The organism is Blautia sp. Sow4_E7, assembly GCF_052116245.1.
Classification (GTDB): Bacteria; Bacillota; Clostridia; order Lachnospirales; family Lachnospiraceae; genus Blautia_A.
The window spans coordinates 14,510-36,824 of the sequence record NZ_JBQKLL010000037.1 but is presented as its reverse complement, the minus strand read 5'-3'; the positions used below and the strand labels follow the sequence as shown (position 1 = coordinate 36,824).

Annotated in this window: 25 protein-coding genes and 6 pseudogenes; 20 read left to right on the top strand and 11 right to left on the bottom strand. The window is 44.9% G+C overall.

The window, feature by feature from the left end; all coding sequences use genetic code 11:
* Positions 1 to 111: 111 nt before the first annotated feature.
* Positions 112 to 462, bottom strand: a pseudogene (locus ACTQ50_RS15805) (ParB N-terminal domain-containing protein); the annotation flags it as partial.
* A gap of 852 nt (positions 463 to 1,314) precedes the next feature.
* On the bottom strand, positions 1,315 to 1,926 hold the full coding sequence (locus ACTQ50_RS15800) for a hypothetical protein (RefSeq protein ID WP_441484977.1): 612 nt from the start codon (positions 1,924 to 1,926) through the stop codon (positions 1,315 to 1,317).
* Between the two features lie 161 nt (positions 1,927 to 2,087).
* Here ACTQ50_RS15800 and ACTQ50_RS15795 point away from each other — a divergent pair, with 161 nt between their 5' ends.
* From ACTQ50_RS15795 to ACTQ50_RS15785, 3 genes are read left to right on the top strand one after another with little or no spacing between them, the layout of a single operon-like run.
* Positions 2,088 to 2,495, top strand: a complete 408-nt coding sequence (locus ACTQ50_RS15795; RefSeq protein ID WP_321067896.1) for a Fur family transcriptional regulator — start codon at positions 2,088 to 2,090, stop codon at positions 2,493 to 2,495.
* A 32-nt stretch (positions 2,496 to 2,527) separates the two neighbouring features.
* Positions 2,528 to 3,265, top strand: coding sequence for an SDR family NAD(P)-dependent oxidoreductase (locus tag ACTQ50_RS15790; RefSeq protein ID WP_441484976.1), 738 nt, complete (start codon positions 2,528 to 2,530; stop codon positions 3,263 to 3,265).
* 16 nt (positions 3,266 to 3,281) lie between these two features.
* Positions 3,282 to 3,902 (top strand): flavin reductase, encoded by a 621-nt coding sequence (locus ACTQ50_RS15785; protein ID WP_154431749.1) that lies wholly within the window; start codon positions 3,282 to 3,284, stop codon positions 3,900 to 3,902.
* A 133-nt stretch (positions 3,903 to 4,035) separates the two neighbouring features.
* On the opposite strand, the gene ACTQ50_RS15780 is transcribed toward ACTQ50_RS15785, so the two are convergent.
* Complete coding sequence (locus tag ACTQ50_RS15780) at positions 4,036 to 4,545, bottom strand: HD domain-containing protein (protein ID WP_441484975.1); 510 nt, start codon at positions 4,543 to 4,545, stop codon at positions 4,036 to 4,038.
* Here ACTQ50_RS15780 and ACTQ50_RS15775 point away from each other — a divergent pair.
* Positions 4,509 to 5,175: pseudogene (locus tag ACTQ50_RS15775) on the top strand (IS4 family transposase); the annotation flags it as partial. The gene ACTQ50_RS15780 and the pseudogene ACTQ50_RS15775 sit on opposite strands and share 37 nt — an antisense overlap.
* A gap of 137 nt (positions 5,176 to 5,312) precedes the next feature.
* On the opposite strand, the gene ACTQ50_RS15770 reads toward ACTQ50_RS15775, so the two are convergent.
* Together ACTQ50_RS15770 and ACTQ50_RS15765 are read right to left on the bottom strand one after the other, a co-directional pair.
* Positions 5,313 to 6,374, bottom strand: a complete 1,062-nt coding sequence (locus ACTQ50_RS15770; protein ID WP_334305451.1) for a Fic family protein — start codon at positions 6,372 to 6,374, stop codon at positions 5,313 to 5,315.
* A gap of 131 nt (positions 6,375 to 6,505) precedes the next feature.
* Positions 6,506 to 7,375, bottom strand: coding sequence for a helix-turn-helix domain-containing protein (locus ACTQ50_RS15765; RefSeq protein ID WP_441484974.1), 870 nt, complete (start codon positions 7,373 to 7,375; stop codon positions 6,506 to 6,508).
* A 171-nt stretch (positions 7,376 to 7,546) separates the two neighbouring features.
* On the opposite strand from ACTQ50_RS15765, the gene ACTQ50_RS15760 reads away from it, so the two are divergent.
* From ACTQ50_RS15760 to ACTQ50_RS15735, 6 genes are all read left to right on the top strand, one after another.
* Complete coding sequence (locus ACTQ50_RS15760; RefSeq protein WP_441484973.1) at positions 7,547 to 7,786, top strand: hypothetical protein; 240 nt, start codon at positions 7,547 to 7,549, stop codon at positions 7,784 to 7,786.
* Between the two features lie 161 nt (positions 7,787 to 7,947).
* Positions 7,948 to 8,694 (top strand): SDR family NAD(P)-dependent oxidoreductase, encoded by a 747-nt coding sequence (locus ACTQ50_RS15755; RefSeq protein ID WP_154433130.1) that lies wholly within the window; start codon positions 7,948 to 7,950, stop codon positions 8,692 to 8,694.
* A 59-nt stretch (positions 8,695 to 8,753) separates the two neighbouring features.
* Positions 8,754 to 9,143, top strand: coding sequence for a rhodanese-like domain-containing protein (locus ACTQ50_RS15750; protein ID WP_441484972.1), 390 nt, complete (start codon positions 8,754 to 8,756; stop codon positions 9,141 to 9,143).
* Positions 9,144 to 9,214: 71 nt separating this feature from the next.
* A complete protein-coding gene (gene trxA / locus ACTQ50_RS15745; protein ID WP_441484971.1) occupies positions 9,215 to 9,520 on the top strand; it encodes a thioredoxin in 306 nt (101 codons plus the stop codon).
* 12 nt (positions 9,521 to 9,532) lie between these two features.
* Positions 9,533 to 9,853, top strand: a complete 321-nt coding sequence (locus tag ACTQ50_RS15740; RefSeq protein WP_441484970.1) for a rhodanese-like domain-containing protein — start codon at positions 9,533 to 9,535, stop codon at positions 9,851 to 9,853.
* Position 9,854: 1 nt separating this feature from the next.
* Positions 9,855 to 11,549, top strand: a complete 1,695-nt coding sequence (locus ACTQ50_RS15735) for an FAD-dependent oxidoreductase (RefSeq protein ID WP_441484969.1) — start codon at positions 9,855 to 9,857, stop codon at positions 11,547 to 11,549.
* Positions 11,550 to 11,597: 48 nt separating this feature from the next.
* Here the strand turns inward: ACTQ50_RS15735 and ACTQ50_RS15730 are convergent, their stop codons facing one another.
* The gene (locus ACTQ50_RS15730) at positions 11,598 to 12,257 is read right to left on the bottom strand and encodes a Crp/Fnr family transcriptional regulator (RefSeq protein WP_441484968.1); all 660 of its coding nucleotides are present in this window, start codon (positions 12,255 to 12,257) and stop codon (positions 11,598 to 11,600) included.
* Between the two features lie 135 nt (positions 12,258 to 12,392).
* On the opposite strand from ACTQ50_RS15730, the gene ACTQ50_RS15725 reads away from it, so the two are divergent.
* From ACTQ50_RS15725 to ACTQ50_RS15680, 10 genes and pseudogenes are all read left to right on the top strand, one after another.
* The gene (locus ACTQ50_RS15725) at positions 12,393 to 13,163 is read left to right on the top strand and encodes a NifB/NifX family molybdenum-iron cluster-binding protein (RefSeq protein ID WP_441484967.1); all 771 of its coding nucleotides are present in this window, start codon (positions 12,393 to 12,395) and stop codon (positions 13,161 to 13,163) included.
* A gap of 70 nt (positions 13,164 to 13,233) precedes the next feature.
* Positions 13,234 to 13,863 (top strand): rubredoxin-like domain-containing protein, encoded by a 630-nt coding sequence (locus ACTQ50_RS15720; protein WP_441053391.1) that lies wholly within the window; start codon positions 13,234 to 13,236, stop codon positions 13,861 to 13,863.
* A gap of 2 nt (positions 13,864 to 13,865) precedes the next feature.
* Positions 13,866 to 14,435 (top strand): annotated as a pseudogene (locus ACTQ50_RS15715) (4Fe-4S binding protein); the annotation flags it as partial.
* Between the two features lie 18 nt (positions 14,436 to 14,453).
* A complete protein-coding gene (gene rbr, locus ACTQ50_RS15710; RefSeq protein WP_441484980.1) occupies positions 14,454 to 15,014 on the top strand; it encodes a rubrerythrin in 561 nt (186 codons plus the stop codon).
* 89 nt (positions 15,015 to 15,103) lie between these two features.
* Positions 15,104 to 15,862 carry a hypothetical protein gene (locus tag ACTQ50_RS15705; RefSeq protein WP_441484966.1) on the top strand — a complete coding sequence of 253 codons (759 nt, stop codon included), beginning with the start codon at positions 15,104 to 15,106 and terminating at the stop codon, positions 15,860 to 15,862.
* A gap of 359 nt (positions 15,863 to 16,221) precedes the next feature.
* Positions 16,222 to 16,518, top strand: a pseudogene (locus ACTQ50_RS15700) (thioredoxin family protein); the annotation flags it as partial.
* A gap of 63 nt (positions 16,519 to 16,581) precedes the next feature.
* A complete protein-coding gene (gene trxB, locus ACTQ50_RS15695) occupies positions 16,582 to 17,487 on the top strand; it encodes a thioredoxin-disulfide reductase (protein WP_441484979.1) in 906 nt (301 codons plus the stop codon).
* A gap of 1 nt (position 17,488) precedes the next feature.
* Positions 17,489 to 17,704, top strand: a complete 216-nt coding sequence (locus ACTQ50_RS15690; protein ID WP_235249362.1) for a hypothetical protein — start codon at positions 17,489 to 17,491, stop codon at positions 17,702 to 17,704.
* A complete protein-coding gene (locus tag ACTQ50_RS15685) occupies positions 17,689 to 18,351 on the top strand; it encodes a cytochrome c biogenesis CcdA family protein (protein WP_441484965.1) in 663 nt (220 codons plus the stop codon). The genes ACTQ50_RS15690 and ACTQ50_RS15685 overlap by 16 nt, the downstream gene beginning before the upstream one ends.
* A gap of 9 nt (positions 18,352 to 18,360) precedes the next feature.
* Positions 18,361 to 18,816, top strand: a complete 456-nt coding sequence (locus ACTQ50_RS15680; RefSeq protein ID WP_441484964.1) for a hypothetical protein — start codon at positions 18,361 to 18,363, stop codon at positions 18,814 to 18,816.
* A 145-nt stretch (positions 18,817 to 18,961) separates the two neighbouring features.
* Here ACTQ50_RS15680 and ACTQ50_RS15675 read toward each other — a convergent pair whose 3' ends face one another.
* The 5 genes and pseudogenes from ACTQ50_RS15675 to ACTQ50_RS15655 all read right to left on the bottom strand — a co-directional run bounded on the left by ACTQ50_RS15675 (position 18,962) and on the right by ACTQ50_RS15655 (position 22,266).
* A complete protein-coding gene (locus tag ACTQ50_RS15675) occupies positions 18,962 to 20,356 on the bottom strand; it encodes an MATE family efflux transporter (protein ID WP_441484963.1) in 1,395 nt (464 codons plus the stop codon).
* A gap of 24 nt (positions 20,357 to 20,380) precedes the next feature.
* A pseudogene (locus ACTQ50_RS15670) lies at positions 20,381 to 20,686 on the bottom strand (class I SAM-dependent RNA methyltransferase); the annotation flags it as partial.
* A 129-nt stretch (positions 20,687 to 20,815) separates the two neighbouring features.
* Positions 20,816 to 21,306, bottom strand: a pseudogene (locus ACTQ50_RS15665) (peptide deformylase).
* A 19-nt stretch (positions 21,307 to 21,325) separates the two neighbouring features.
* Positions 21,326 to 21,508 carry a hypothetical protein gene (locus ACTQ50_RS15660; protein ID WP_441062413.1) on the bottom strand — a complete coding sequence of 61 codons (183 nt, stop codon included), beginning with the start codon at positions 21,506 to 21,508 and terminating at the stop codon, positions 21,326 to 21,328.
* 470 nt (positions 21,509 to 21,978) lie between these two features.
* The gene (locus ACTQ50_RS15655; protein WP_441484962.1) at positions 21,979 to 22,266 is read right to left on the bottom strand and encodes a hypothetical protein; all 288 of its coding nucleotides are present in this window, start codon (positions 22,264 to 22,266) and stop codon (positions 21,979 to 21,981) included.
* Positions 22,267 to 22,315: the final 49 nt, after the last annotated feature.

Below are 22,315 nucleotides of genomic sequence, written 5' to 3'. Positions count from 1 at the left end.
GTGAAAAACTCCAATCTATCAAAAATCGCATGTGAATTATAGTGAATTACTCCAACTCGCAAAGGGCTGGGGTAATTTTATATCTGACCGCATTATTATTTGGCGGTTACGTACTTTACGGTATCCCAGTTTCTCCGCAGCATATTTTCTTCTGTGACCGAATATGATCTTATAATAGCCATCCGGTACAGGTCTGACGATCAGCGGATTTAAGATGCCATACTTCTCAATGCTTTCCTGCAGAAGAAACATTTCCTTATCATCTTTCACCTGAAACGGATGCTGTTTGAACGGTCGAAGACGCTCAATCTCAATTTCTATGATTCTTTCTTCGTTTTCTTCTGATTGTCTGTTTAGTTCAGTCATCTTGACTCCTTTCATCCAGGATTCAGGAACTAAAAAATGCCTGCCTGGAACTTTTATAAATAGTAAAGTTCCAAACAGACATTGCTGTTTGACCATTAGCTGTAGCTAATAGAATTGAATACTGTTTCAGCTAATTCATGTTTGCAGGTTTGGGAGAGATTGTTTCTTTTCCCGCCTTTTCTCTGATTTACATCCCCGAATAAGGGGTGACAACGGAGCGGAACCCAAATGTTAGCTGGACTTCTTAAAACCCATGTTTGCAAAACGGTAATTTTGATTAGCTGTCAGCTAACAAAAATCGGATTGTGTTAGCTGGAAATTAATCATTTTGAATGGAATTTTGTGTCACGAACGTGATTAGAAAATAACAAAAGCGTTCGTTGTCAGCTAATCCAGCTAACATTTTCGAACGCTTTGAAGCCCGTCGCCAAGAGGATTTGAACCTCCGACCCCTCGCTTAGGAGAAAAAATCAAGCTAGTTTTCCATAGCTTTCTCTGCCTAATCCAGAATCGTTCGAAGTCCCGTGAAGACTTTAATTTTCCTGTAAAAATAACTATTTGGGATTACTATCAAACCTCATCGAGTTTCCTGTAGTTTCGTCAGGATTGATTAGCTGTCTCTTAGCACAGCTAATATTTGGCGATAACAAAACGTACACCCGGATATCATATATATCGATCCTTTTTCCATTAGTCATGGAAAGCGGAAAAGATGTTATATATTTGTTTGATCAGTTACATTCATTATACACTCTTCGGTTGAATTTGTCTAAAACTTTCGAAATGATTTTTTAAATTTTTGAACGAAAGAAAAGAGACAGCATTACACTGTTCCTTCTACAAAATCATCCAAAACATTTTTTTGCCGCCTGATCACTTTTTTTCACAATAAGAAAATACCTGATGTATTGATTTAGATCTTCTTCTACATCTGCTGTTACTACTACTTTATATTCCATACTTTTCCCTCATATCAGCAATAACCGCATCCGCAGATCGATAGTTATCCTTTGATGCAGATACTCTTGATTTCTCCAGTTTCTCCAACATCATTTCTTCAGACATGGCAGTATACGGATTATGCTCCACCCATTTTATCTCAAATGGAAGACCGTTATTTGCAACAGCTTGTGTCAAAAACATCCGAATTGCAGAATTTATACTCTCTACACATATAAAATCTGTCCCTCTTTTTGTTTTCACCAATAAAATATCCCCCGGAATAACCGGTTCTTTTAACGTGTATATCCAAACATACCGTTTATTTCCCTTTTTTCTCCAGTTTCCGTCAGAAAACTTCACATGAATTCCCTTAACAATTTTTCTCATTGGCTGTCCTGATATCATTTCACAGACATTTGCACGGACATTATACTTTTTAGCCAGAAGATAAGATATATATCCATCCCTGAGTTGTTTATTCTCATCTACTACAATCGCATGCGGCAGTTGATGTTTTTTCTGATAATATTTTTCATAATACCATAGCTTCTCTGGCGAAGAATCCAACATCATGTCTGTTTGAATTTTTTCAATTGGGCAACGCCTCTGATCCGCCATATCTGTCAGATATGGATCCAGAATCCCATTCCCGTCATGTGTGCGGTATCACAAAGGAAATTATCCGAAAAGAAAATTTTCAGTTTCCCTTGACTAATTTTTTAGAATGATTATAATTAAATTAGAATAATTCTAAAATAGACCATGAAAAGGGAGTTTATATGACCAAATACGAGAAAGAGATATTTTCCATCATAAATACCTCGCAGGAACATCTGGCCGCAGAGCAGATTTTCCGTAAACTGCGGGAGATCCATCCAAACGCAGTTCTCGCAACGGTATATAATAATCTGAACAGGCTTCTGGATGCAGAACTGATCCGCAGAATATCCATGGAAGGTATGCCGGATCGATATGACCGCACAGAGAAACATGATCACCTGGTGTGCAGAGTCTGCGGAAAGCTCGCAGATACAAAATTTCGGGATCTCACGGCATCCCTGCGTGAACAGATGGGTGATGAATTTCTGTATTATGATCTGAAAGTTTACTATGTGTGTCCCGAGTGCAGAAAAAAGCAGCAGGAGACAGCAGATAAGAACCTTACAGATGCAAAAACCTATTCATAATATAAAACAATGAGATTGGGAGGGATACGAAAATGTTAAAAGGAAAAACTGCCATTGTAACGGGTGGAACCAGAGGAATCGGTTTTTCGATTGTGAAAAGATATCTGGAAAATGGTGCAAATGTTGCGATCTCCGGCTCCAGACAGGAATCTGTGGAAAAAGCCATGGAAAACCTTGGCGAATATCAGGGACGTGTAATGGGAATCTGGCCGAATCTGGGTTCGCCGGAGGAGGTAGCAGAAGCATTTGCTTCCGTAAAAGAAAAATTCGGAAGTCTTGATATTCTGGCAAATAATGCCGGAATTTCTTCCAGAACCAGTCTGTATGACTATACACTGGAGGAATTTCAGAAAATTGTTGATATTAACCTGACAGCTGTATTTATCTGTTCACAGGCTGCTGCCAGAATCATGAAGGATCAGGGCGGCGGAGTGATCATCAATACCAGTTCCATGGTTGGTGAATACGGACAGCCTTCCGGATGCGGTTATCCGGCAACGAAATTTGCGGTAAATGGTCTGACAAAATCACTGGCGAGAGAACTGGCAAAGGATCATATCCGTGTGAACGCAGTGGCTCCGGGTGTGACAAGGACAGACATGGTAGCCGCACTTCCAAAGGAAATGGTAGAAAGAATTTCTGCCGGAATCCCTCTGGGACGAATGGGAGAGCCTCTGGATATTGCCAACGCTTATCTCTATCTGGCAAGTGATCTGGCAAGCTATGTAACCGGAATTACCCTGCGCGTTGACGGCGCTGCGATGACTTGACAGGAGTGTGATGAATATGAATAAAAAAGCAATGTATCAGCTGACATACGGATTATTTGTACTGACATCCCGTATCGGAGTGAAGGATCACGGCTGTATTATTAATACGGCCGGACAGGTGACCTCCAGTCCAAACAGAATCAGTATTGCCGTAAACAAAGACAACCTGACGCATGATGTGATCATGGCCAGCAGAAAATTCAATCTTTCCATTTTGAGTGAAAAGGCAGATTTTGAGATTTTCCGGCATTTTGGATTTCAGTCCGGAAGAACCACGGATAAATTTGCGGATTACCCGTTCTGCAGACGCAGTGAAAACGGACTGTTTTACCTTACGGAAGGAACGAATGCCTACATCAGTGCAAGCGTGGAACAGACCATTGATCTGGGCAGCCATACCCTGTTTATTGCAGCTGTAGAAGATATGGATGTACTGTCAGCAGTACCTTCTGCCACCTATGCATATTATCAGTCCAACATTAAGCCGAAACCGGAAAAGAAAGCTCCCTCCGGAAAAACAACATGGCGCTGTACCGTATGCGGATATACTTATGAAGGAGAAGAACTTCCTGCAGATTTTGTGTGTCCGATCTGCAAGCATCCGGCCTCTGACTTTGAAAAAGTGACGGATATGTAGACTTGCTGAAAGAATTCTATCCGATGTCACAAGTCATTGCCACAAAAATATGCGGTTTTTTGCCATAAAAATGGCTTAAAACCGCATATTTTCTGAATAGTTGCTTCTTTTCTCCGTACAGAAGCCTCCATCTCTATAATACTTTACTTCCATTAGCTGTAAGCTTAAACTTTGCACCCAGAAGTTCCGCTGCTTTTCTGCACATCATCATTCTTCCAAGAAAGATTTCAAAATACTCATACATGGTACAGATATCTTCATCTATTTGCAGGTTCAATGTGATAGAACGTTTCTGTACATTCACCTTCACTGTTGCATTTGTAACTGCATAATTCACACAGTCATGCTTATCAAAGCCGGATTTTTCTTCGTTTCTCACACGATTCCTTCTGACATCAGTTTTATCTGCCAGGATCAATGCAGCAGATACTGCATCAACCGCTCCCCCTGTAGATTCATCATGATTTCCAATGGCAGACACGATAATGACCCTGTCTGTCAGCGGAATATCCAGTTTTTCCAGGAGCGAATACGCTAAAATAGCTCCATATTCACCATGATTTTTCCGGTTGATCGCATTTCCAATATCATGCAGAGCCCCTGCAATACAAACGAAGAATGCTTTCCATGCAAAAAGGAACACAGGCGATGCTTGAACTCTTAAAAATCTCTAAAAAAGTTGCTATTCCAGCCAAATACGCTCTTTTTGACAGTTGGTTTTCTTCTCCAAGTACGCTCCATGCTGTGAAATCAATCGGTTATGATGTCATTGGCATGGTAAAAAAGACACCCAAAATGTTCTTTCGGTACAATGGTAAAGATATGTCTCTTACCACAATCTACAACCAGAATAAAAAGAGGCGCGGTCGTTCCCGATACCTGCTTTCTGTGTTGGTTGATGTTGTAAAGGATGGGAAAGTCATTCCGGCTAAAGTTTTGTACGTCCGTAACAGGAATAAGCGAAAGGAATATTTATGCCTTATCTTACGATGCAATGACTGCTCACACAGCAGTTGTTTTTACTCGATATATGATGCTTTCTCTGGAAAGCCGGGAATCCAACGACAACCGTTCATTGGGTGAACTTTTTTTATACTTTTCTGACGAAATGTCTGACATTACATGGATACAGGCATTTCAAATGCTGCTTCAAATGTTACGAACCATGCTTAGCGACAACACTGAACTGTCTGAAGAAAAAATCAATAATCTGGTTGATACATTTATGAACACATTACCTGCATTATTGAAATCACAGCTTCAAGCAGCATAGCAGCGGAACTTTGACAACTGAATAACTGTCAGGTATTGAATTTTCAAGGTGCATAGGCAAAAAACATGTGCGAAGTTTGAGTCATAATACATAATCATTGCTATTTCACTTCATTTGTATTGACCACGACAGCCGATTTAAATACGAACATATCCAGTTGCCGGCCCGGCACCTACTTTTGCGATATATCCACTTTTAACCAGTTCCGTCAGGGTCCTTTCTACAGTTACCTTGCTTATATCCGGACATAACTCCATGATTTCTTTTTTGGTAATTTTTCCTACCTTATTATCAATCACTGCCTTTATACGATCCGGCTTTGAAAGGCTTCTGTTTTTCAGGTGCTCTACACGCCCCTCAAACTCACTGTATGCTTTCAGTATAATTCCCAGATAATATTTTACAAATGACTCATAACTGTTTTCATTTTCGTGCCATCCATTGGAACTTTCCTGTAATGCCTCATAATAAGTTTCTTTTGTCTTTTCAATCAGCATTTCAACACTGACATACTTTCCGACAATATAGCCGGCTTTATAAAACAAAAGAAGTGTTAACAGGCGGCTCATTCGCCCATTTCCATCATTAAATGGATGGATACACAGAAAGTCAAGAATAAACATAGGGATAAGAATCAACTTATCTATTCGATCTGCTTCCCATGCTTCCAGAAAATTTGTACAAAGTTCATTCATAGCTTCTGGAGTCTGAAATGCCGGCACCGGGATAAAACGCGCTTTCTGATGACCTTCTGCATCTGTTTCTGCAATTACATTATCCGAATTTTTATAATTTCCACCAGCATTTCCTCCGGAATATGAGTATAAATCCCGATGCAATTGTAAAATAATATTGGGTCTCGGATTAATATACTCATAACTTTCATGGATAGTGGCAAGAACTTCCCGGTATCCGGATATTTCCTGTTCAGACCGGTTACGTGGTTCGGCTTTCTGTCTTACTAATTCTTCCAAACGTTTGTCGGTAGTATAAATACCTTCAATCCTGTTAGAAGCCCCTGTACTTTGAATCAAAGCAACTTCCAACAGAGTTTTCAATTCGTCTATATTGGCTTCAAGGAACAGTTCCTGCTTACCTTTATGCTCATGAATGCTTCCGACCATCTGAACAATTTCAGGTTTTAGCAATTGCTCCGGAGTTTTTATATAATCAAAACTTCTCATCGAAATCTCCTTCATTTTAATATTATCTCCATCATTTTACCATCAAATGACGGTGATATCAATTAGCATGATGGAGATATATTTTTAACATTCCTTTTAACGAAACCCATTTTTTCACTAAAATTACACTATTTTTTCACTATTTTTCACTTCATTGTCTTCGCCAGTGACGTAAGAAGTGCTGCCATAAAGGCTGCTTCATCTATAGTAAGATACTGCAGATTGCCATTCCTTCCTCGTTCCCCGGTCTGTGCCAGTTTCTTTCTCCGATAATTCGCCAGTGCCACATTTTCTTCCATTGCCAGTTCTTCATAATCGTTCGCCGGATCCAGATGATATTCATCCTGTTCGTTCAGAAACTTCTGAAAGCTTTCCTTCGTGATTCTTTTTCGATCAGCGATCGTAACGAACTCAAAGAAATGCTGATACTTTTGACTATTCAGGATGCCATATACCTGATTTCTGGTGATTCCCAGCTGTCTGGCCATTTCCGGCATAGTGAGAGTAGCGACCTCCATTTCCGCGTCCCTCTTTTTATCCTCCTTCGTGCGGTATCCGGACTGTCCGTCATACCATTTCTGAAATGCAGCTTTTGGTACACGTTTCCAGTAGTCCACAATCACGACTTCGATATTATTCCGCTTGATCAGGTCATAAACGACACCATCTGTAAGCTCCAGCATTTCTGCAAGTTCCGGAACAGAATAAGACCATTCTTTCAATTCCTTTCCCGGTTCTTCTCCGTTGACTTTATGATATTTAATCTGATTCGCATACCACTTTTCAAAACTCTCAATATTGACCCGCATCTTTCCGGCAATCTCTTTGGTCTCAAAAAAGTTTTTATGTACCAGCCAATACCGATCCGTCTTTTTAAGCCCTAAAAGCTCGCCCATCTCAGAAACACTCATCCATTTCTTTTTTGCAGAAGACAGTCTCTTGTATGGGCTGTTTGCTTCCACTTCCTTTATCAGTTCTTCGTATTTCTCGATATTCATTTTTCCCTTCTCATCCATGAAGCTTTCCTCCTTCTTCCCATACCATACCGCACTTTTTCAAAAAAATTTAGGGTGCTGAATGCCAGTGGCATTCGTTTAGCACCGACCGAAGCAGAGCGGAGAGTCAATTTTTCATCCGGATAGGAGATTAGTTACCATCTGTAACGGTAGCTCGTTTGGTCGATTCGATTGCCTTTCTTACAGCGAAATACAGAAGCCCTGGGAGTGCTTTTCCCGGTTGGCAGTATGGACAGCTGTGAGGAAATGATGATTCAGGACTGGCCGGGCGCTCTTTACAAGAAAGATGACACGGCATTTCTCTGTTGGACTTATTCTCCGGAAGTCACTTATGTTCTGGAATACACTCCAAGCAAAATTGATGATTCCGAAATCATCAAGATGGCTGAAAGTGCAGAACCTGTAAAATAAAAACCACAGTCTACACTTCAAATCGGAGCGTGACTGTGACTTTTTATTTATGCACGGGCATGATTTTTCTATCATTCCTTCTTGGAAAAATGTGATTTTATCACGGAGAGCGCCTCCGAAACAGGTTATACTACAAATACAAAACACAAGGAGGTATTCTTATGAGACTGAAAGATAAAGTTGCAATCATCACCGGAGGCAGCCGTGGCATTGGCTACGCTACCGCAGACAAATTTTTGAAGGAAGGTGCTACGGTAATCCTGACCGCAAGCTCACAAGGTTCTGCTGACAAAGCGGTTGCGCAGCTGAAAGAAAAGTACCCTGATGCAACAGTTGCGGGAATCAGTCCTAACCTGTCCAATTTGGAATCTGTCCGCAATGCGTTCCGAGAAGCTGCCTCAAAATACGGTTGCATTGATATTCTGGTGAACAATGCCGGTGTATCCGAAAGCACTCCCTTTACCGAATATACGGAGGAAACCTTTGATAAGGTTATGGATCTGAATGTAAAAGGCGTGTTCAATGCTACAAGAGCCGCCAGTGAGTGCATGATTGCAAAAGGTCAAGGTGTTATTCTCTCCACCTCCTCAATGGTCAGCATTTACGGCCAGCCCAGTGGCTTTGCTTATCCCGCATCCAAATTTGCTGTCAATGGCCTGACGGTTTCCCTTGCCCGAGAATTGGGTCCGAAGGGTATTCGAGTGAATGCAGTCGCTCCCGGTATTACCCTGACCGATATGATGAAGGCTGTTCCCAAGGAAGTAATTGATCCGCTCATCAAGCAGATCCCTCTGCGCCGCCTGGGTCAGCCGGAGGATATTGCCAATGCATTTGTGTTCCTGGCATCTGACGAAGCATCCTATATCACGGGCGTTGTGCTCAGTGTAGACGGAATGGCAAGAACATAAAAAGGGAAACAGGGCAGCTGGAAACGGCTGCCCTATCTTCAAAATATGGAGGTATACACATGAAAAGAATCATTCCCATTTTAATGACTTTACTGCTTCTCTCTGGTTGTGCAACGCAATCCACTGAAAAAACCTATCGACAGATTACTATGGAGGAAGCTATGACGATGATGGAGGAGGAAACCGGATACATCATCCTCGATGTTCGTACTGCTCAGGAATATAGCGAAAAGCATATTCCCGGTGCTATCAATATTGCCAACGAATCCATTGGCACAGAGGATATCTCTGAACTGCCGGATAAAGATCAGCTGATTCTGGTATACTGCCGCAGCGGTAATCGGAGTAAGCAGGCATCTGAAAAACTGGTGAAACTGGGCTACACCAATATCATTGAGATCGGCGGAATTAATAGTTGGCCCGGTGAAACAGTCACCGGCGATAAGTGATAAAATCACAGAACAAGGAACGACTACTGGATATAATAAAGCCATAAAAAAGAAAACAGGAGGACTTAAATATGTCTGCTATCAGTGTTAATAAAAACAATTTCAATCAAGAGGTTTTGAACTCGGACAAGCCCGTCCTGATGGATTTCTGGGCTCCCTGGTGTGGTCCTTGCCGCATGGTAGTTCCTCTGGTAGAGGAGATTGCCAAGGAGCGCTCCGATATCAAGGTTGTTAAAATTAATGTGGATGAGGAACAGGGACTGGCTATGCAGTTCGGTGTGATGAGCATACCCACTCTGGTGGTTATGAAGAACGGAAAGATTGTCAATCAAGTCACCGGTGCCAGACCTAAGGCTCAGATTCTCGCCATGCTGTAAGGAGGTGCAAAGATGAGATTCTTCGATTTCCTGAAAGGCCCTGACATCAATCAGGGTGTCAAAGAATATAGCACTACGGATGGCGCAGTCCTGCTGGATGTTCGCACCCCCGACGAATACCGGCAGGGGCATATCCCCGGCAGTAAAAATGTTCCTTTGCAGTCCATTGACAAAGTGGCTGGCATGATTGACAATAAAGCTACCCCCATCTTTGTACACTGTCTCAGTGGTGCAAGAAGCCGCCAGGCAGCTGCTGTTTTGCAGCAGCTGGGTTATACCAACGTGAAAAACATAGGCGGAATTTGCGCTTATGCAGGAAAGGTGGAACGATAATATGAAAGTTGTCATTGTAGGCGGTGTGGCAGGCGGTGCTACCGCTGCCGCCCGTATTCGCAGACTGAATGAGCAGGCAGAAATCGTAGTTTTTGAGCGCTCGGGGTATATCTCCTATGCCAACTGTGGTCTGCCATACTATATCGGTGATGTGATTACCGATCGGTCGGATCTGACCCTCCAGACCCCGGAAAGCTTCTTCTCCCGGTTCCATGTAAACATGAAGGTGCGTCATGAGGTCACGGCTATCCATCCCGAAAAAAAAGAAGTTACCGTGAAAAATCTGGAAACCGGTGAGGAGTTCGAGGAGAGCTATGACAAGCTGATTCTCTCTCCCGGAGCCAAGCCTACCCAGCCCCGGCTTCCCGGTGTAGGTCTTGATAAGCTGTTTACCCTGCGCACTGTTGAAGATACCTTCTGCATCAAGGATTACATCAATGCAAACCATCCCAAATCCGCTGTACTGGCAGGTGGTGGCTTCATTGGATTGGAGCTGGCAGAAAACCTGCGAGAGCTGGGGATGGATGTCACCATTGTCCAGCGTCCAAAACAGCTTATGAATCCCTTTGATGCCGATATGGCTTCTTTCATCCATAATGAAATGCGCAAGCACGGTGTAAAGCTGGCACTTGGTCATACCGTAGAAGGGTTTGAGGAAAGGGACGGCGGCGTGGATGTGCTGCTGAAAGACGAACAGCCTCTCCATGCGGATATGGTAATCCTGGCCATTGGTGTTTCTCCCGAAACCACCCTTGCAAAGGATGCCGGGTTGGAACTGGGCATTAAAGGAAGTATTGTGGTCAATGACCGAATGGAAACCTCCATTTCCGACATCTATGCCGTGGGCGATGCGGTGCAGGTGAAGCACTTCGTCACCGGGCAGGATGCTCTGATCTCTTTGGCTGGCCCTGCCAATAAACAGGGACGAATCGCTGCGGACAACATCTGTGGCGGAGACAGCCATTATACCGGCTCCCAAGGCAGCAGTGTCATCAAGATCTTTGGCATGACTGCCGCTACTACCGGCGTAAATGAGACCAACGCCAGAAAAACAGGGCTGGATGTTGATACGGTTATCCTGTCGCCCATGAGCCATGCAGGTTACTACCCCGGCGGGAAAGTCATGACAATGAAGGTGGTCTTTGAAAAGGCGACTTATCGCCTGCTGGGTGCGCAGATCGTAGGCTATGAAGGTGTGGATAAGCGCATTGATGTGCTGGCCACCGCTATCCGGGCAGGAATGAAAGCCACGGAACTGAAGGATCTGGATCTGGCCTACGCACCGCCTTATTCCTCTGCGAAAGACCCGGTAAATATGGCTGGCTTTATGGTTGAGAATATCGCAAACGGTGTTCTGAAACAATGGCATCTGGAAGCTGCAGATCGTCTTCCTCGTGACGGAAGCGTAACTCTGTTGGACACCCGCACTGTGGAAGAATTCGCACACGGACACATTGACGGCTTCTTTAACATCCCGGTGGACGAGCTGCGGGAGCGGCTGGGTGAGCTGGACAAGTGTAAGCCTGTCTACGTCATCTGTCAGAGCGGTCTGCGCAGCTACATTGCCTGTCGTATCCTGGCCGGAAACGGCTTTGACTGCTATAACTTCTCCGGCGGCTTCCGGTTCTATGATGCTGTGACCAATGATCGCTGTCTCATTGAATCGGCTACGGCCTGCGGAATGGATCGAGCATAAAATCAGGACATCTGCTTGCAACTAATAGCAAGCAGATGTCCTTTTTGCTTAATCATTTTGCAATTGTTCCAGTCTGATTTTGTCTGTAACCTCCACTGTTCCACGAGACAGCCTGACCATACCCTCGTTCTGGAAATAGCGAAGCATTCGGGTAACTACCTCACGGGCGGTGCCCATGTGGCCCGCAATGGTTTCATGGGTAATCTTGAGGATGTTTGTTTCCTCTAAGCTGCATTCCTCCAGCAGAAATTCTGCCAGCCTTTTATCAAAGCTTTTCCACATGATCTGCTCCATGAGCCACATAACCTCAGAAAAACGGGTAGCCATAATTTCGTTGGTAAAATTAGCTACCACAGCAGACTCTTTCATAATGCGCTGATAAGTATCAGCAGAAATAACCCACATCGTGGTATCCTTCTGCGCCTCAATGGTGATCTCAAACTGAATGCTGTTCATCATACAGGAGGCGGAAAACAGGCAAATATCCCGATCAAACAAACGATAGAGGCTAATCTCCCGTCCTTCATCGGAAAGAATATAGGCACGAAGCTGTCCGCTTCTTACCAGCAGAAGACCGGTACACTCCACAGTTCCGTTGTGAACCACAGTCCCTTTGTCCACTTTTCGTAAAACTGCATTTTGCTCCAAAATCTGCTGCTGGGTCGGTGTCAGTTTGTTCCAAATTGGAAAATAGGATGAAAAATCCATGGGTACACCTCCTTGAATACATATAATATAAAATAATTTATGGCATATGTCAATAATTTCGTTGACATATAGGAGAGGGAGATGTACAATGGTCGTATAAATGGCATATGCCGCAAATAATATGGAGGTGAATCTATGCCAAGACCGAGAAAATGCAGAAAAGTTTGTTGTTTGCCGGATAATGATGGTTTTGTTCCGGTTCGTGGCGGCGAGGAACTGACTCCCATTGTCCTGAATGTGGATGAGTATGAATCCATTCGCCTGATTGACCGTGAAGGTTTTTCTCAGGAGCAATGCGGAGAATATATGCGTATTGCCAGAACAACGGTTCAGCAGATTTATGCAGCTGCCCGCAAAAAACTGGCCGATGCGCTGGTTGAGGGACTTCCTCTGCGAATCGAGGGAGGGGATTTTACACTCTGCAGCGGAAACAGCGCAGCCTACGGGTGCAGAAATTGCTATCAGCAAAAAATCCATCCGATGCACGAAAAACCGAAAGGAGATAATATTATGAGAATTGCAGTCACTTATGAAAACGGAGAAATCTTTCAGCACTTCGGTCACACCGAACAGTTTAAAATCTACGATGTGGAAGATGGAAAAATCATTTCGTCTGAGGTTGTGGATGCTGGCGGCAGCGGACATGGTGCACTGGCAGGCGTCCTGAGTGCACTGAAGGTGGATGCCCTGATCTGCGGCGGTATTGGCGGAGGTGCCCAGATGGCACTGAGCGATGTGGGTATCCGGCTTTATGGTGGTGTTTCCGGCAACGCTGATGCAGCAGCAGAAGCACTGGCAGCAGGCGAGCTGGACTTCAACCCCAATATCCGGTGTGATCATCACGACCACCATGGGGAAGGTCACTCTTGCAGTTCCCACGGCTGCGGCCATCACTCCTGCGACTGAAATAGGTGATTAAGTCACGGAATATGTGTCGTGATTTGATAAAATATAAATAAAGGAGGCGGTAAAACCTATGAAACAATATGTTTGCGGCATTTGTGGATATATTCACGATGAAGCTGTCGGTGGCAAGTGGGAAGACCTACCTGCCGATTGGAAGTGTCCTGTCTGTAAAGCAGGCAAAGACGCTTTCAAACCCAAAGAAGAAAAAACAGCATCCCAGGAGGTCCTTGAAAAGCCCCATGTGGACAAGGAACTCTCTCCCATGGAAATGAGCATCATCTGCTCCAATCTGGCCCGTGGCTGCGAAAAGCAGTATCTGCCCCAGCAGGCAGATGATTTCAGAAAACTGGCAGAGTTCTTCAGAAGCAAGGCTACGCCCGTCGAGGAGGCCAGCACAGCCAAGCTGCTGGAACTCATTGACAAGGATTTGTCTGTAGGGTATCCCTATGGCAATGCTATAGCCGGTGAAAAGCCTGATCGGGGTGCTCTGCGCTGTCAGGTGTGGAGTGAAAAGGTTACCCGAATGCTCCAATCTCTGCTGACTCGATATGAATCTGAGGGAGACAAGATGTTGGAAAACACCGGTGTCTGGGTTTGCACGGTCTGTGGTTTTGTCTATGTTGGTGACATAGCTCCGGAGCTATGTCCGGTGTGTAAGGTTCCCAGTTGGAAATTTGAAAAAATGGAAGGGAGGGCATAACTATGGCTGAAAAATATGCAGTAAGAAATCTTCGCTTATGTACCAAGGATTGCCTTTGCCTCTATGTCTGCCCAACCGGAGCGACTGATACAGAGAACAGCATCATTGATCCTGAAAAGTGTATCGGCTGCGGTGCCTGTGCCGAAGCCTGTCCATCCTCTGCAATCTCTATGGTTCCAAAAGAACTGCCGCCGCAGCAGCCGAAAGAAGAAAAAGTTGTCGAAGCACTTCGTGGCTTAGTTCAAAGCAAAGCCAATGCAGAGAACATTGCTTCGCAGCTTCCTGATGTCTTGAGCGTCGCTGTGGAAAAATCCTCTCGCCTGATGGCTGAGGATCTGTGCAGAGAAGCCGGCTTTATGCTGCCTCAGAGCAGCAACACCAGATCGTTTCTGGAAAGTATTAAAACGTATCCCGGCATTCCTGTGGATGCTGTGGAATCCCTGTTAAAAAACATTCAATTCAATGAAAAAATGGAGGAAAAGAAAATGGAAAAATGGAAATGCACAGTCTGCGGTTACATTCACGAAGGCCCTATGACACCTGATTTTAAGTGCCCCATCTGCAAGCAGCCTGCCAACAAGTTTGTGAAGATTGAGGATGCTGCGGCTCCTGCAAAGAATCCCTATGCAGGCACCAAAACCGAGAAAAATCTGTGGGAAGCCTTTGCTGGTGAATCTCAGGCACGCAACAAATATACTTACTTTGCTTCAGTAGCCAAGAAAGCCGGTTACGAGCAGATTGCTGCTCTGTTCCTGCATACTGCACAGAACGAGATGGAGCACGCCAAGTTGTGGTTCAAAGCTCTGGGCGAGCTGGGTGATACTGCCGAGAACCTGCTCCATGCTGCTGAAGGTGAGAACGCCGAGTGGACGGATATGTATGACCGCATGGCTCGTGAAGCTGATGAGGAGGGATTCCATGATCTGGCTGAACAGTTCCGTGGCGTAGCTGCCATTGAGAAGATGCACGAGGAGCGCTACCGCAAGCTTTTGAGCAACGTGGAGACCATGCAGGTGTTTGAGAAGAGCGGCGTTACCATCTGGGAGTGCCGTAACTGCGGACATATCGTAGTAGGAACCAAGGCTCCTGATATCTGCCCTGTCTGCAAGCATCCTCAGGCATTCTTCGAAGTGCGTGCGGAAAATTACTAAGAATCAATAGCCTATAGATGATGGAAGTATAAAAGGCAGTATGCCGCCTGTCGGTTTCCCGGCAGGCGGTTTTTTACAGGAGGATGCCTATGCTTCAAGATAATGCCAGCTTTACCTTTTTACATCGCATAGAGGAAGTAGAACTGAACATTGAGGATGGACGCTGGCAATCTGCTTTGGCATTGGCGCTGACTTTGCCTGATATTTGTGGCGGAATTGCTTTCCCAGAAATTGTAAAGCGTTATCGGGATGGGCGTGCTGTTCTGGACAGAAACCAGAGACCAACTCGTGATGTAGGAAATCAATATATTCGTTGGTTTGATACATACGCAGCACCTTTCTTTAAAGTCTCTGCGCAGGATATCTCGCCCTATATCTGCGGAGAACGATGCTGGCAGCTTCGCTGTGAATACCTACACCAGGACAAAGGCTTTGCAAATACTGAGGACAATACTTCGATTCGTTTTCACCTGGGCGTGAATTGCGGAACCTCAGTTTGTCAACTGGATAGAATTGGTTCTGACAATAGCCTTACGGACATCCGTATCGATATTGAACAGTTTTGCCGAAGAATGTGCCAAGCGGCCAGAGCTTATTATGAAGTAGAACATACAGAGAAAGATTTCAACCTTTATAATACACCCGTTCTGGATTTTATTAAAGCATCACAAGACGAACAATCAAATGCCACGATTGCTATTATGTGCAGCAATTCAGCCTATGGGAACGGACTGAAACTGGCACTTCAGCGCTTATCAAAAAACATCCTTGTATTTGAAACTCCGGAGGCAGCAAGAAAAAACTTGGCAAGAAAAAGCATATGCTTTGGGTTGTTACGGAAGCTCTGACAAAACAGCCGGATCAGCCATGGCGGGCGGATAAAAGAACACCCGTAATTCTTCTGTCCAATCAACCGGAATCAAAAATAACGATTGAAAAGAATACGGGTAAGGTGATCATCTTGCCTGTTCCCGTTCTACCAGAAACGCTCCGTAATGTAGTTAAGGCTTATCTTTTGATAAAGGAGGGAAAGTAATAAGAATGATTATTATTATCCTATCAATCATATTACTACTACTTCTTCTTACTTCTTTCCTCTATATTCAAAAGAAAAAAGCAATGTCGCACTATTTTATGTGATATCATCACCGAAATGTTATTTTAGATTGGCTATACTATAATCAAGCAAAGGAAAGGAGCTGGTAATATGGCAGTTATCAATATTAATAGAAATCAATTTGAAGAAATGGTGCATAGCGGAAAGACTGTTCTGGTGGAGTTTTCAGCCCCTTGGTGCGTATATTGCCGCCGTCTGGCTCCAGCATTGGAAAGCGTTGCTGAGGAATATAAGGATACACTGATATTCACTGCTGTCAACATTGATGATGAACCGGAATTGGCTGAGACCGAGGCTATTGAAGTTGTCCCTACTCTGCTGATCTATCACAGCGGACAGACTCTTGGCTCTATCGTCGCTCCGGAATCCAGAGCGCAGCTGGTGGCTTTTATTGAGGAAACCTTACAGCACCGGACTCAGGAAGTAAATAATGCGCAGCATATCTATGACATGATCGTTGTAGGTGGCGGTCCCGGCGGGTATACCGCAGCTCTTTATGCTGCAAGAGCAGGAATGGACACCGTGGTTTTAGAAAAGCTGTCTGCCGGTGGGCAGATGGCTCTGACCGAGCAAATCGACAACTATCCCGGCTTCGAGGATGGCATCGACGGTTTCTCCCTGGGAGAAAAAATGAAGCGAGGAACGGAGCGGTTTGGTGTGGAAACCAAGCTGACTGAGGTGCTGTCTCTGGAACTGTCAGGTTCTGTAAAGAAAGCTGTGACCAGCGAAGGCGCTATGTACGCAAAATCCATCGTATTGGCTACAGGAGCCGGTCCCAGAGAGCTGGGTGTTGATGGGGAACAGGCGTTAATCGGTAAAGGTGTCCATTACTGTGCAGCCTGTGACGGAATGTTCTATCGGAATAAAACGGTTGTCATCGCAGGAGGTGGCAATACCGCTGCGGCGGATGCGCTGATTCTCTCCCGGATCTGCAAAAAGGTCATCGTCGTTCACCGCAGAGGCACCCTAAAAGCAACAAAGATCTACCATGAACCTTTGATGAAAACAGAAAATGTAGAATTTGTCTGGGACAGTGAGATTATAGCTCTGCTCCATAACGAAAAGCTGACCGGTGTCCAGATTAGGAACGTGAAAACTGGAGAAGAAAGTACCCTTGCTTGCGATGGTGTATTTGTAAGCGTGGGAAGAAAGCCTTCCACCGAATTGATGAAAGATCAGATTGAGATTGATCCGGCTGGATACATTATTGCAGATGAGAGTACCCGCACCAACATCCCCGGTGTGTTCGCCGTTGGGGATGTCCGCACAAAGGCATTACGGCAGGTCGTAACTGCTGTAGCCGATGGGGCAACTGCTGTTCACTATGCAGAGGAATATTTAGCAGGAGGAATGTGAGATGAAAGAAAAAATTAAAAAATGGCTGAAGCCAGTTCTTTTTACCGCAGGCGGCGCATTAGTTGGCCTTGCATATTACTACTTTGTGGGATGCCCCACTGGAGCTTGTCCGCTGACTTCTAACCCGTTCATCACGATGGCCTATATGGGCTTTATCGGCTGGCTGTTGTCCGGTATTTTCGGAAAGGGGTGCAGCGGTTCATGCAATACGCAGTAGCTTTTCTGGAGGGCATTATCACCTTCATATCACCCTGCCTGCTTCCCATGCTGCCCATCTATATCTCCTATTTTGCAGGTGGTGGAGAACGCAGCACAAAAAAGACCTTGTTGGGAGCGTTGGGATTTGTTAGTGGGTTTACTGTAATCTTTGTGGCAATGGGCACTTTGACAGGCACCATTGGCAGCTTCCTGCGAGAATACAAAGGTGCAGTGAATTTAATTTCCGGATTGATAGTAATTCTTTTTGGCCTCAATTTTCTGGGCATTTTCAAAATGAATTTGTTCAGAGGCGGCAGTAAAACATTAAACAGTCGTGAGATGGGGTTCTTCCCCGCTATGCTCTTTGGCATAATATTTTCCTTGGGCTGGACACCTTGTGTGGGCGCATTCCTCGGTTCTGCCTTGATGCTGGCCTCTCAGCAGGGTCATGTAATCAAAGGTATGCTGATGCGGCTTTGCTATTCGTTGGGACTTGGCATTCCTTTTCTTCTCAGTGCTATTCTGATCGACTATTTGAAGTCAGCCTTCAACTGGATTAAAAAACACTACCGGATCATCAATACTGTCAGCGGCTGTTTCCTGATATTGGTGGGTATCCTGATGGCAACAGGAACGCTGGGACAGCTACTCAGCCTGCTTAGTTGAGGAAGGTTTATGAATAAAAAGAAGATAATAATGATACTCGTTCTTGTGTTTGTTCTCATTTTAGGTGGCGCAGGAATTCTATATAAACAGCTTGGACAGAAACTGGCTCCCAATCTGCTTGCTACACAAACACCGCAGGAAACCGAATCCACAGAAGCCTCCACTCCAACAACACAAGAGAATGAATCAGAAAAGATATTGGCACCGGATTTTACAGTTTACGATCTGGATGGAAATGAAGTTCATAGCAATCAGTTTTTCCATATCAGGTGTCGAGTCCCCCTTCTCCCAACGCGAAACAGCCTTGGCACTTACACCCAAACGTTCCGCCACATACTCCTGAGTCAACCGTTTTCCCTGTCTCAGCTTTCTGAGATTCTTTGTAATTGTTTTATTCATTCTATGCTCTCCTTTTTATCCTTCGCAAATCCGACGCGCCATCAAATTTACTTTTTCCAACATTAAGAAGACTTCTTGCCCTTTATGATACAGGAAACTCTCCAAACAATCCTCCTCTTAATTTAAGGGGAGGACTCCCAAAAACCGAGAGTCCTCCAACACATTTATATTTAGTTCCCGGCAACACTTCCGTAAAGCATTCCATCCATCCTTACGCTTCCCGTACCTTCCGGAACGGATTCCACCGTCCCTTTGCATAGCAAATCAAAAACAGCACAAACAGGAACAGATTGTGCGCAATCATGCACGCCCAGGCTGCCACCAGCCCCAAATCAAAGAAGCTCGTACAAATAAAGGTTCCTACGATGCGCACCAGCCACATGCCGACGATGTTGTATACAAACGGCCGCTTCGTCTCGCCCACGCCCTGCATCATGCCCTCCATAATAATGGAGAAGCCGAAGAATGGTTCCGATACCGCCACCATCCGAAGCACTGTGGTTCCGAGGCGAATGACCTCCTCCGAATCAGAAAAGATACTTACCAGCGCCGGTGCCGCAAAGAATAACGCAGCTCCCGAGAATATCATTAAAGCAATTTCAATCGGGAAGAACATCCGTGCCAGCTCTTTCAGGCGCTTTTCATCGTTGGCTCCATAGGCATTGCCCGCCAAGGTTGCTGCCGCCGTTTGCATACCGTAGCCCGGAATGTAAAAGGCGGATTCCACCGTATTGGCAATGGTATGTGCCGCCGTGGACACATCCCCCAAAGCGTTTATCATAGACGCAAATGCCACATAGCCCAGGGATGTTCCGAAGCGCTGCAGCATATTCGGCATGGCCACCCGCAGACAAGGCTTTATAATCTTCATATCTGGCTTTAAGGACTGTCCCTTCGGAGACACCGACGGGTGCCGCCAAAGTACAATCGTAATTAATATACCTCCTACGATATAAGCAATGGCACTGGCCACCGCCGCACCGATCACGCCAAGGTCCGCGCCCCACATGGTAAATGTAAAGGAAAATACCGTAAGCTCTCTGGTGGGATAAATCAGTAAAAAGTTCAATACCACATTGACAAGATTCACCACCACACCGATTTTCATCGGTGATTTCGTATCTCCCGCCGCCCGGAGCACCGTACCGAAAATGGTACTGGCTGTCCGGAATAACATCGGCAAATATAAAATCAGGAAATACTGTCCTGCCAAATCCCGGATTCCTTCATCCACTTGCATCCATTTCGGAATCTGTCCGGACAAGCCTACCGTTATCACCGTAACCACGATACCTACCGCCAGCACGGAAAGCACCGCCTGAGAAGCGGCCCGCTTAGCAGAGTCTTTTTCTCCGGCTCCCAGCGCCTTTGCAATAAACGCCAAAAATCCCACGCCCACTGCAGAGATGGTACTACCCACCAGCCAGTTCAACGTGGTGGTGGCGCCTACCGCTGCCGTAGCCTGGGTTCCCAGACTACCTACCATAGCAGTGTCGATATATTGCACGGCAGTCTGCATGAGCTGCTCTAACATGGTAGGCCATGCCAGCGCCCAAATCACACCGGCCATACCGAAATTGAGCCGGCGTTTTTTACTCTGTTCCATAACTAAATCCTCTTTTAATTAGTCCTACTGCTCTGGCTTTTTCTTCGGCGGGCGCAGTCCCATAAACTGATAGAAATAGGTCTTTAACATACCGTTGTAAATCTTGCGGTTCTTGTCCGCCTGACGACCGAAATACTTCTGGAGCTCCTCGTAGGATGTAATCATGTAACAGGACCAGCTATCTAATCCCGCAAAGGCCTTTCCGAACTCCTGATACAGGCCAGGCAGAGCCCTTTTCTCCTCCAGACGCTCGCCGTACGGCGGGTTCGTAATGACAAAACCGTACTTTTTCGCATGGCTTAACTGACTCACCGGACGCTGCTGGAAATGTGTATTCATATTTTTATAGGCAATTTCTGCACAGAATTTTTTTGGATATCCTCTGTCCAGTAAAGCCTTGTATAACTCATCAGTTCGTTCCGATGCCATAAGCAGCCACTCCAGTAATTATAAAATTCATTAAATCAAAATTCCTTCCAGATGATCCAGCTCATGCTGACAGATCTGTGCCGGCCAGCCACTGAGTTTCTGTCGCTGTTTCTTCCAATTCATATCATAATATTCTACTTCGATATTTTCATATCGTGTCGTTTTTCTTATACCGGAAAGAGACAGGCATCCTTCCTCTGTTTCATACGGAGTATCCTTGCTCAACAGGACTGGATTAAACATCACAACATCTACGAATCCCATATTTATAATGATCACTCTCTTTTTCACACCGATCACTTCGTGCTACGCACTCAGTCGCGGGCGCGCTCGCATGCTTACATGCCAGCATGACGCATTCTCACTTTGCCTTCGCGGATATTTGCAGCCATGCCTACACAACCGCCACGATTTGCCTGTAAGGTGTCCTGTAAATCCCTTCCCACCTGCAAATCTGCTTTTGTAGCAGGTTCTGACTTTTGTCCCAGAAAGAACACATCTTTCATTATCGGTTTTACCATCTATCATTCCTCCATGTCATCATCTCTTTTTCTGTGAGTTACTGAATTCATCCATCATATAAGAAGATCCGGTAACCTCCCCAAATGCATCCTGTTTTCTTTTTCTTTTTTCCCTTGCATTTTCTTTCAGCATATCATTCTTGATTTTAATCTGTTGATTCAGACAACCAATCTGATCCATTACTTCATCATATAATTTCAATTGTTCAGAATCTGCAAACGGGAGGAGATTTTTCAAGTGTCGATATCTTTCTTCGATCAATTTCTTCCTTTTTTCTTAAACAATCCCATTTGATCAATCCCTCCGAACTATATAGTGATTATATCAACAAAATCATATTTCTACCATAGCGAGGTTTTTTCATTTCCATGTTGTATAAGAGGCTCTCTTTTCCCATATAAGTGAGAGGTTCTTTTTCTAAGAGCAAGATCCACCCGTGTTTAACAGTAGTACCATTTTGGCAACTGCTTCACTTACGGGTTTTCATCTTGATGGGGATTCCGGTCTTCGTTCCACTACGGTCCGCGCTAAACGCAGGTCCACTGAACCTGCAGCGCCCCCATGCCCTCGTTTTCGACATCACAGATGTCTTCTGGCTTCCTCTAAAAAAGTGGTCGCAGCAACATAGGTACAAATGGAAGGGACAGCCATTTTTACTTATGTTGGCATCACTAAGTCACAATGGCGTATCCCCCAAGAAGAAGAACAACCGTAATTCCTTCCCCCAAAAGCCCTTCCTCAGAACCGCTGTATTTCACGATCACATCCCACAAACGCATCTTTTCATCATAGCCAACATTTAAATTCCAGGATTTCTCCCTCTCTCCTTCAGTGGAATCCATTGCAAGATTTAATAGATTATCTATTTTCTGATCTGCCAAAGTCTTATCCGTCCATTTCACATTTTCACTATTATATGAAAAAGAGCTGCCAGTGACGGCAACTCTTTTACGATTCATTTCCTTTTGTTGTATTTCTAAATTCGTCCGGTCCGCTCCCGATTTTCCG

What these genes read in the sequence shown, in the direction of transcription:
- ACTQ50_RS15800 (WP_441484977.1), bottom strand. Translation starts at nt 1,926, where the DNA reads ATGGCGGATCAGAGGCGTTGCCCAATTGAAAAAATTCAAACAGACATG.
- ACTQ50_RS15795 (WP_321067896.1), top strand. Translation starts at nt 2,088, where the DNA reads ATGACCAAATACGAGAAAGAGATATTTTCCATCATAAATACCTCGCAG.
- ACTQ50_RS15790 (WP_441484976.1), top strand. Translation starts at nt 2,528, where the DNA reads ATGTTAAAAGGAAAAACTGCCATTGTAACGGGTGGAACCAGAGGAATC.
- ACTQ50_RS15785 (WP_154431749.1), top strand. Translation starts at nt 3,282, where the DNA reads ATGAATAAAAAAGCAATGTATCAGCTGACATACGGATTATTTGTACTG.
- ACTQ50_RS15770 (WP_334305451.1), bottom strand. Translation starts at nt 6,374, where the DNA reads ATGAAGGAGATTTCGATGAGAAGTTTTGATTATATAAAAACTCCGGAG.
- ACTQ50_RS15765 (WP_441484974.1), bottom strand. Translation starts at nt 7,375, where the DNA reads ATGGATGAGAAGGGAAAAATGAATATCGAGAAATACGAAGAACTGATA.
- ACTQ50_RS15755 (WP_154433130.1), top strand. Translation starts at nt 7,948, where the DNA reads ATGAGACTGAAAGATAAAGTTGCAATCATCACCGGAGGCAGCCGTGGC.
- ACTQ50_RS15750 (WP_441484972.1), top strand. Translation starts at nt 8,754, where the DNA reads ATGAAAAGAATCATTCCCATTTTAATGACTTTACTGCTTCTCTCTGGT.
- trxA (WP_441484971.1), top strand. Translation starts at nt 9,215, where the DNA reads ATGTCTGCTATCAGTGTTAATAAAAACAATTTCAATCAAGAGGTTTTG.
- ACTQ50_RS15740 (WP_441484970.1), top strand. Translation starts at nt 9,533, where the DNA reads ATGAGATTCTTCGATTTCCTGAAAGGCCCTGACATCAATCAGGGTGTC.
- ACTQ50_RS15735 (WP_441484969.1), top strand. Translation starts at nt 9,855, where the DNA reads ATGAAAGTTGTCATTGTAGGCGGTGTGGCAGGCGGTGCTACCGCTGCC.
- ACTQ50_RS15730 (WP_441484968.1), bottom strand. Translation starts at nt 12,257, where the DNA reads ATGGATTTTTCATCCTATTTTCCAATTTGGAACAAACTGACACCGACC.
- ACTQ50_RS15725 (WP_441484967.1), top strand. Translation starts at nt 12,393, where the DNA reads ATGCCAAGACCGAGAAAATGCAGAAAAGTTTGTTGTTTGCCGGATAAT.
- ACTQ50_RS15720 (WP_441053391.1), top strand. Translation starts at nt 13,234, where the DNA reads ATGAAACAATATGTTTGCGGCATTTGTGGATATATTCACGATGAAGCT.
- ACTQ50_RS15705 (WP_441484966.1), top strand. Translation starts at nt 15,104, where the DNA reads ATGCTTCAAGATAATGCCAGCTTTACCTTTTTACATCGCATAGAGGAA.
- trxB (WP_441484979.1), top strand. Translation starts at nt 16,582, where the DNA reads ATGATCGTTGTAGGTGGCGGTCCCGGCGGGTATACCGCAGCTCTTTAT.
- ACTQ50_RS15690 (WP_235249362.1), top strand. Translation starts at nt 17,489, where the DNA reads ATGAAAGAAAAAATTAAAAAATGGCTGAAGCCAGTTCTTTTTACCGCA.
- ACTQ50_RS15685 (WP_441484965.1), top strand. Translation starts at nt 17,689, where the DNA reads ATGCAATACGCAGTAGCTTTTCTGGAGGGCATTATCACCTTCATATCA.
- ACTQ50_RS15680 (WP_441484964.1), top strand. Translation starts at nt 18,361, where the DNA reads ATGAATAAAAAGAAGATAATAATGATACTCGTTCTTGTGTTTGTTCTC.
- ACTQ50_RS15675 (WP_441484963.1), bottom strand. Translation starts at nt 20,356, where the DNA reads ATGGAACAGAGTAAAAAACGCCGGCTCAATTTCGGTATGGCCGGTGTG.
- ACTQ50_RS15655 (WP_441484962.1), bottom strand. Translation starts at nt 22,266, where the DNA reads ATGAATCGTAAAAGAGTTGCCGTCACTGGCAGCTCTTTTTCATATAAT.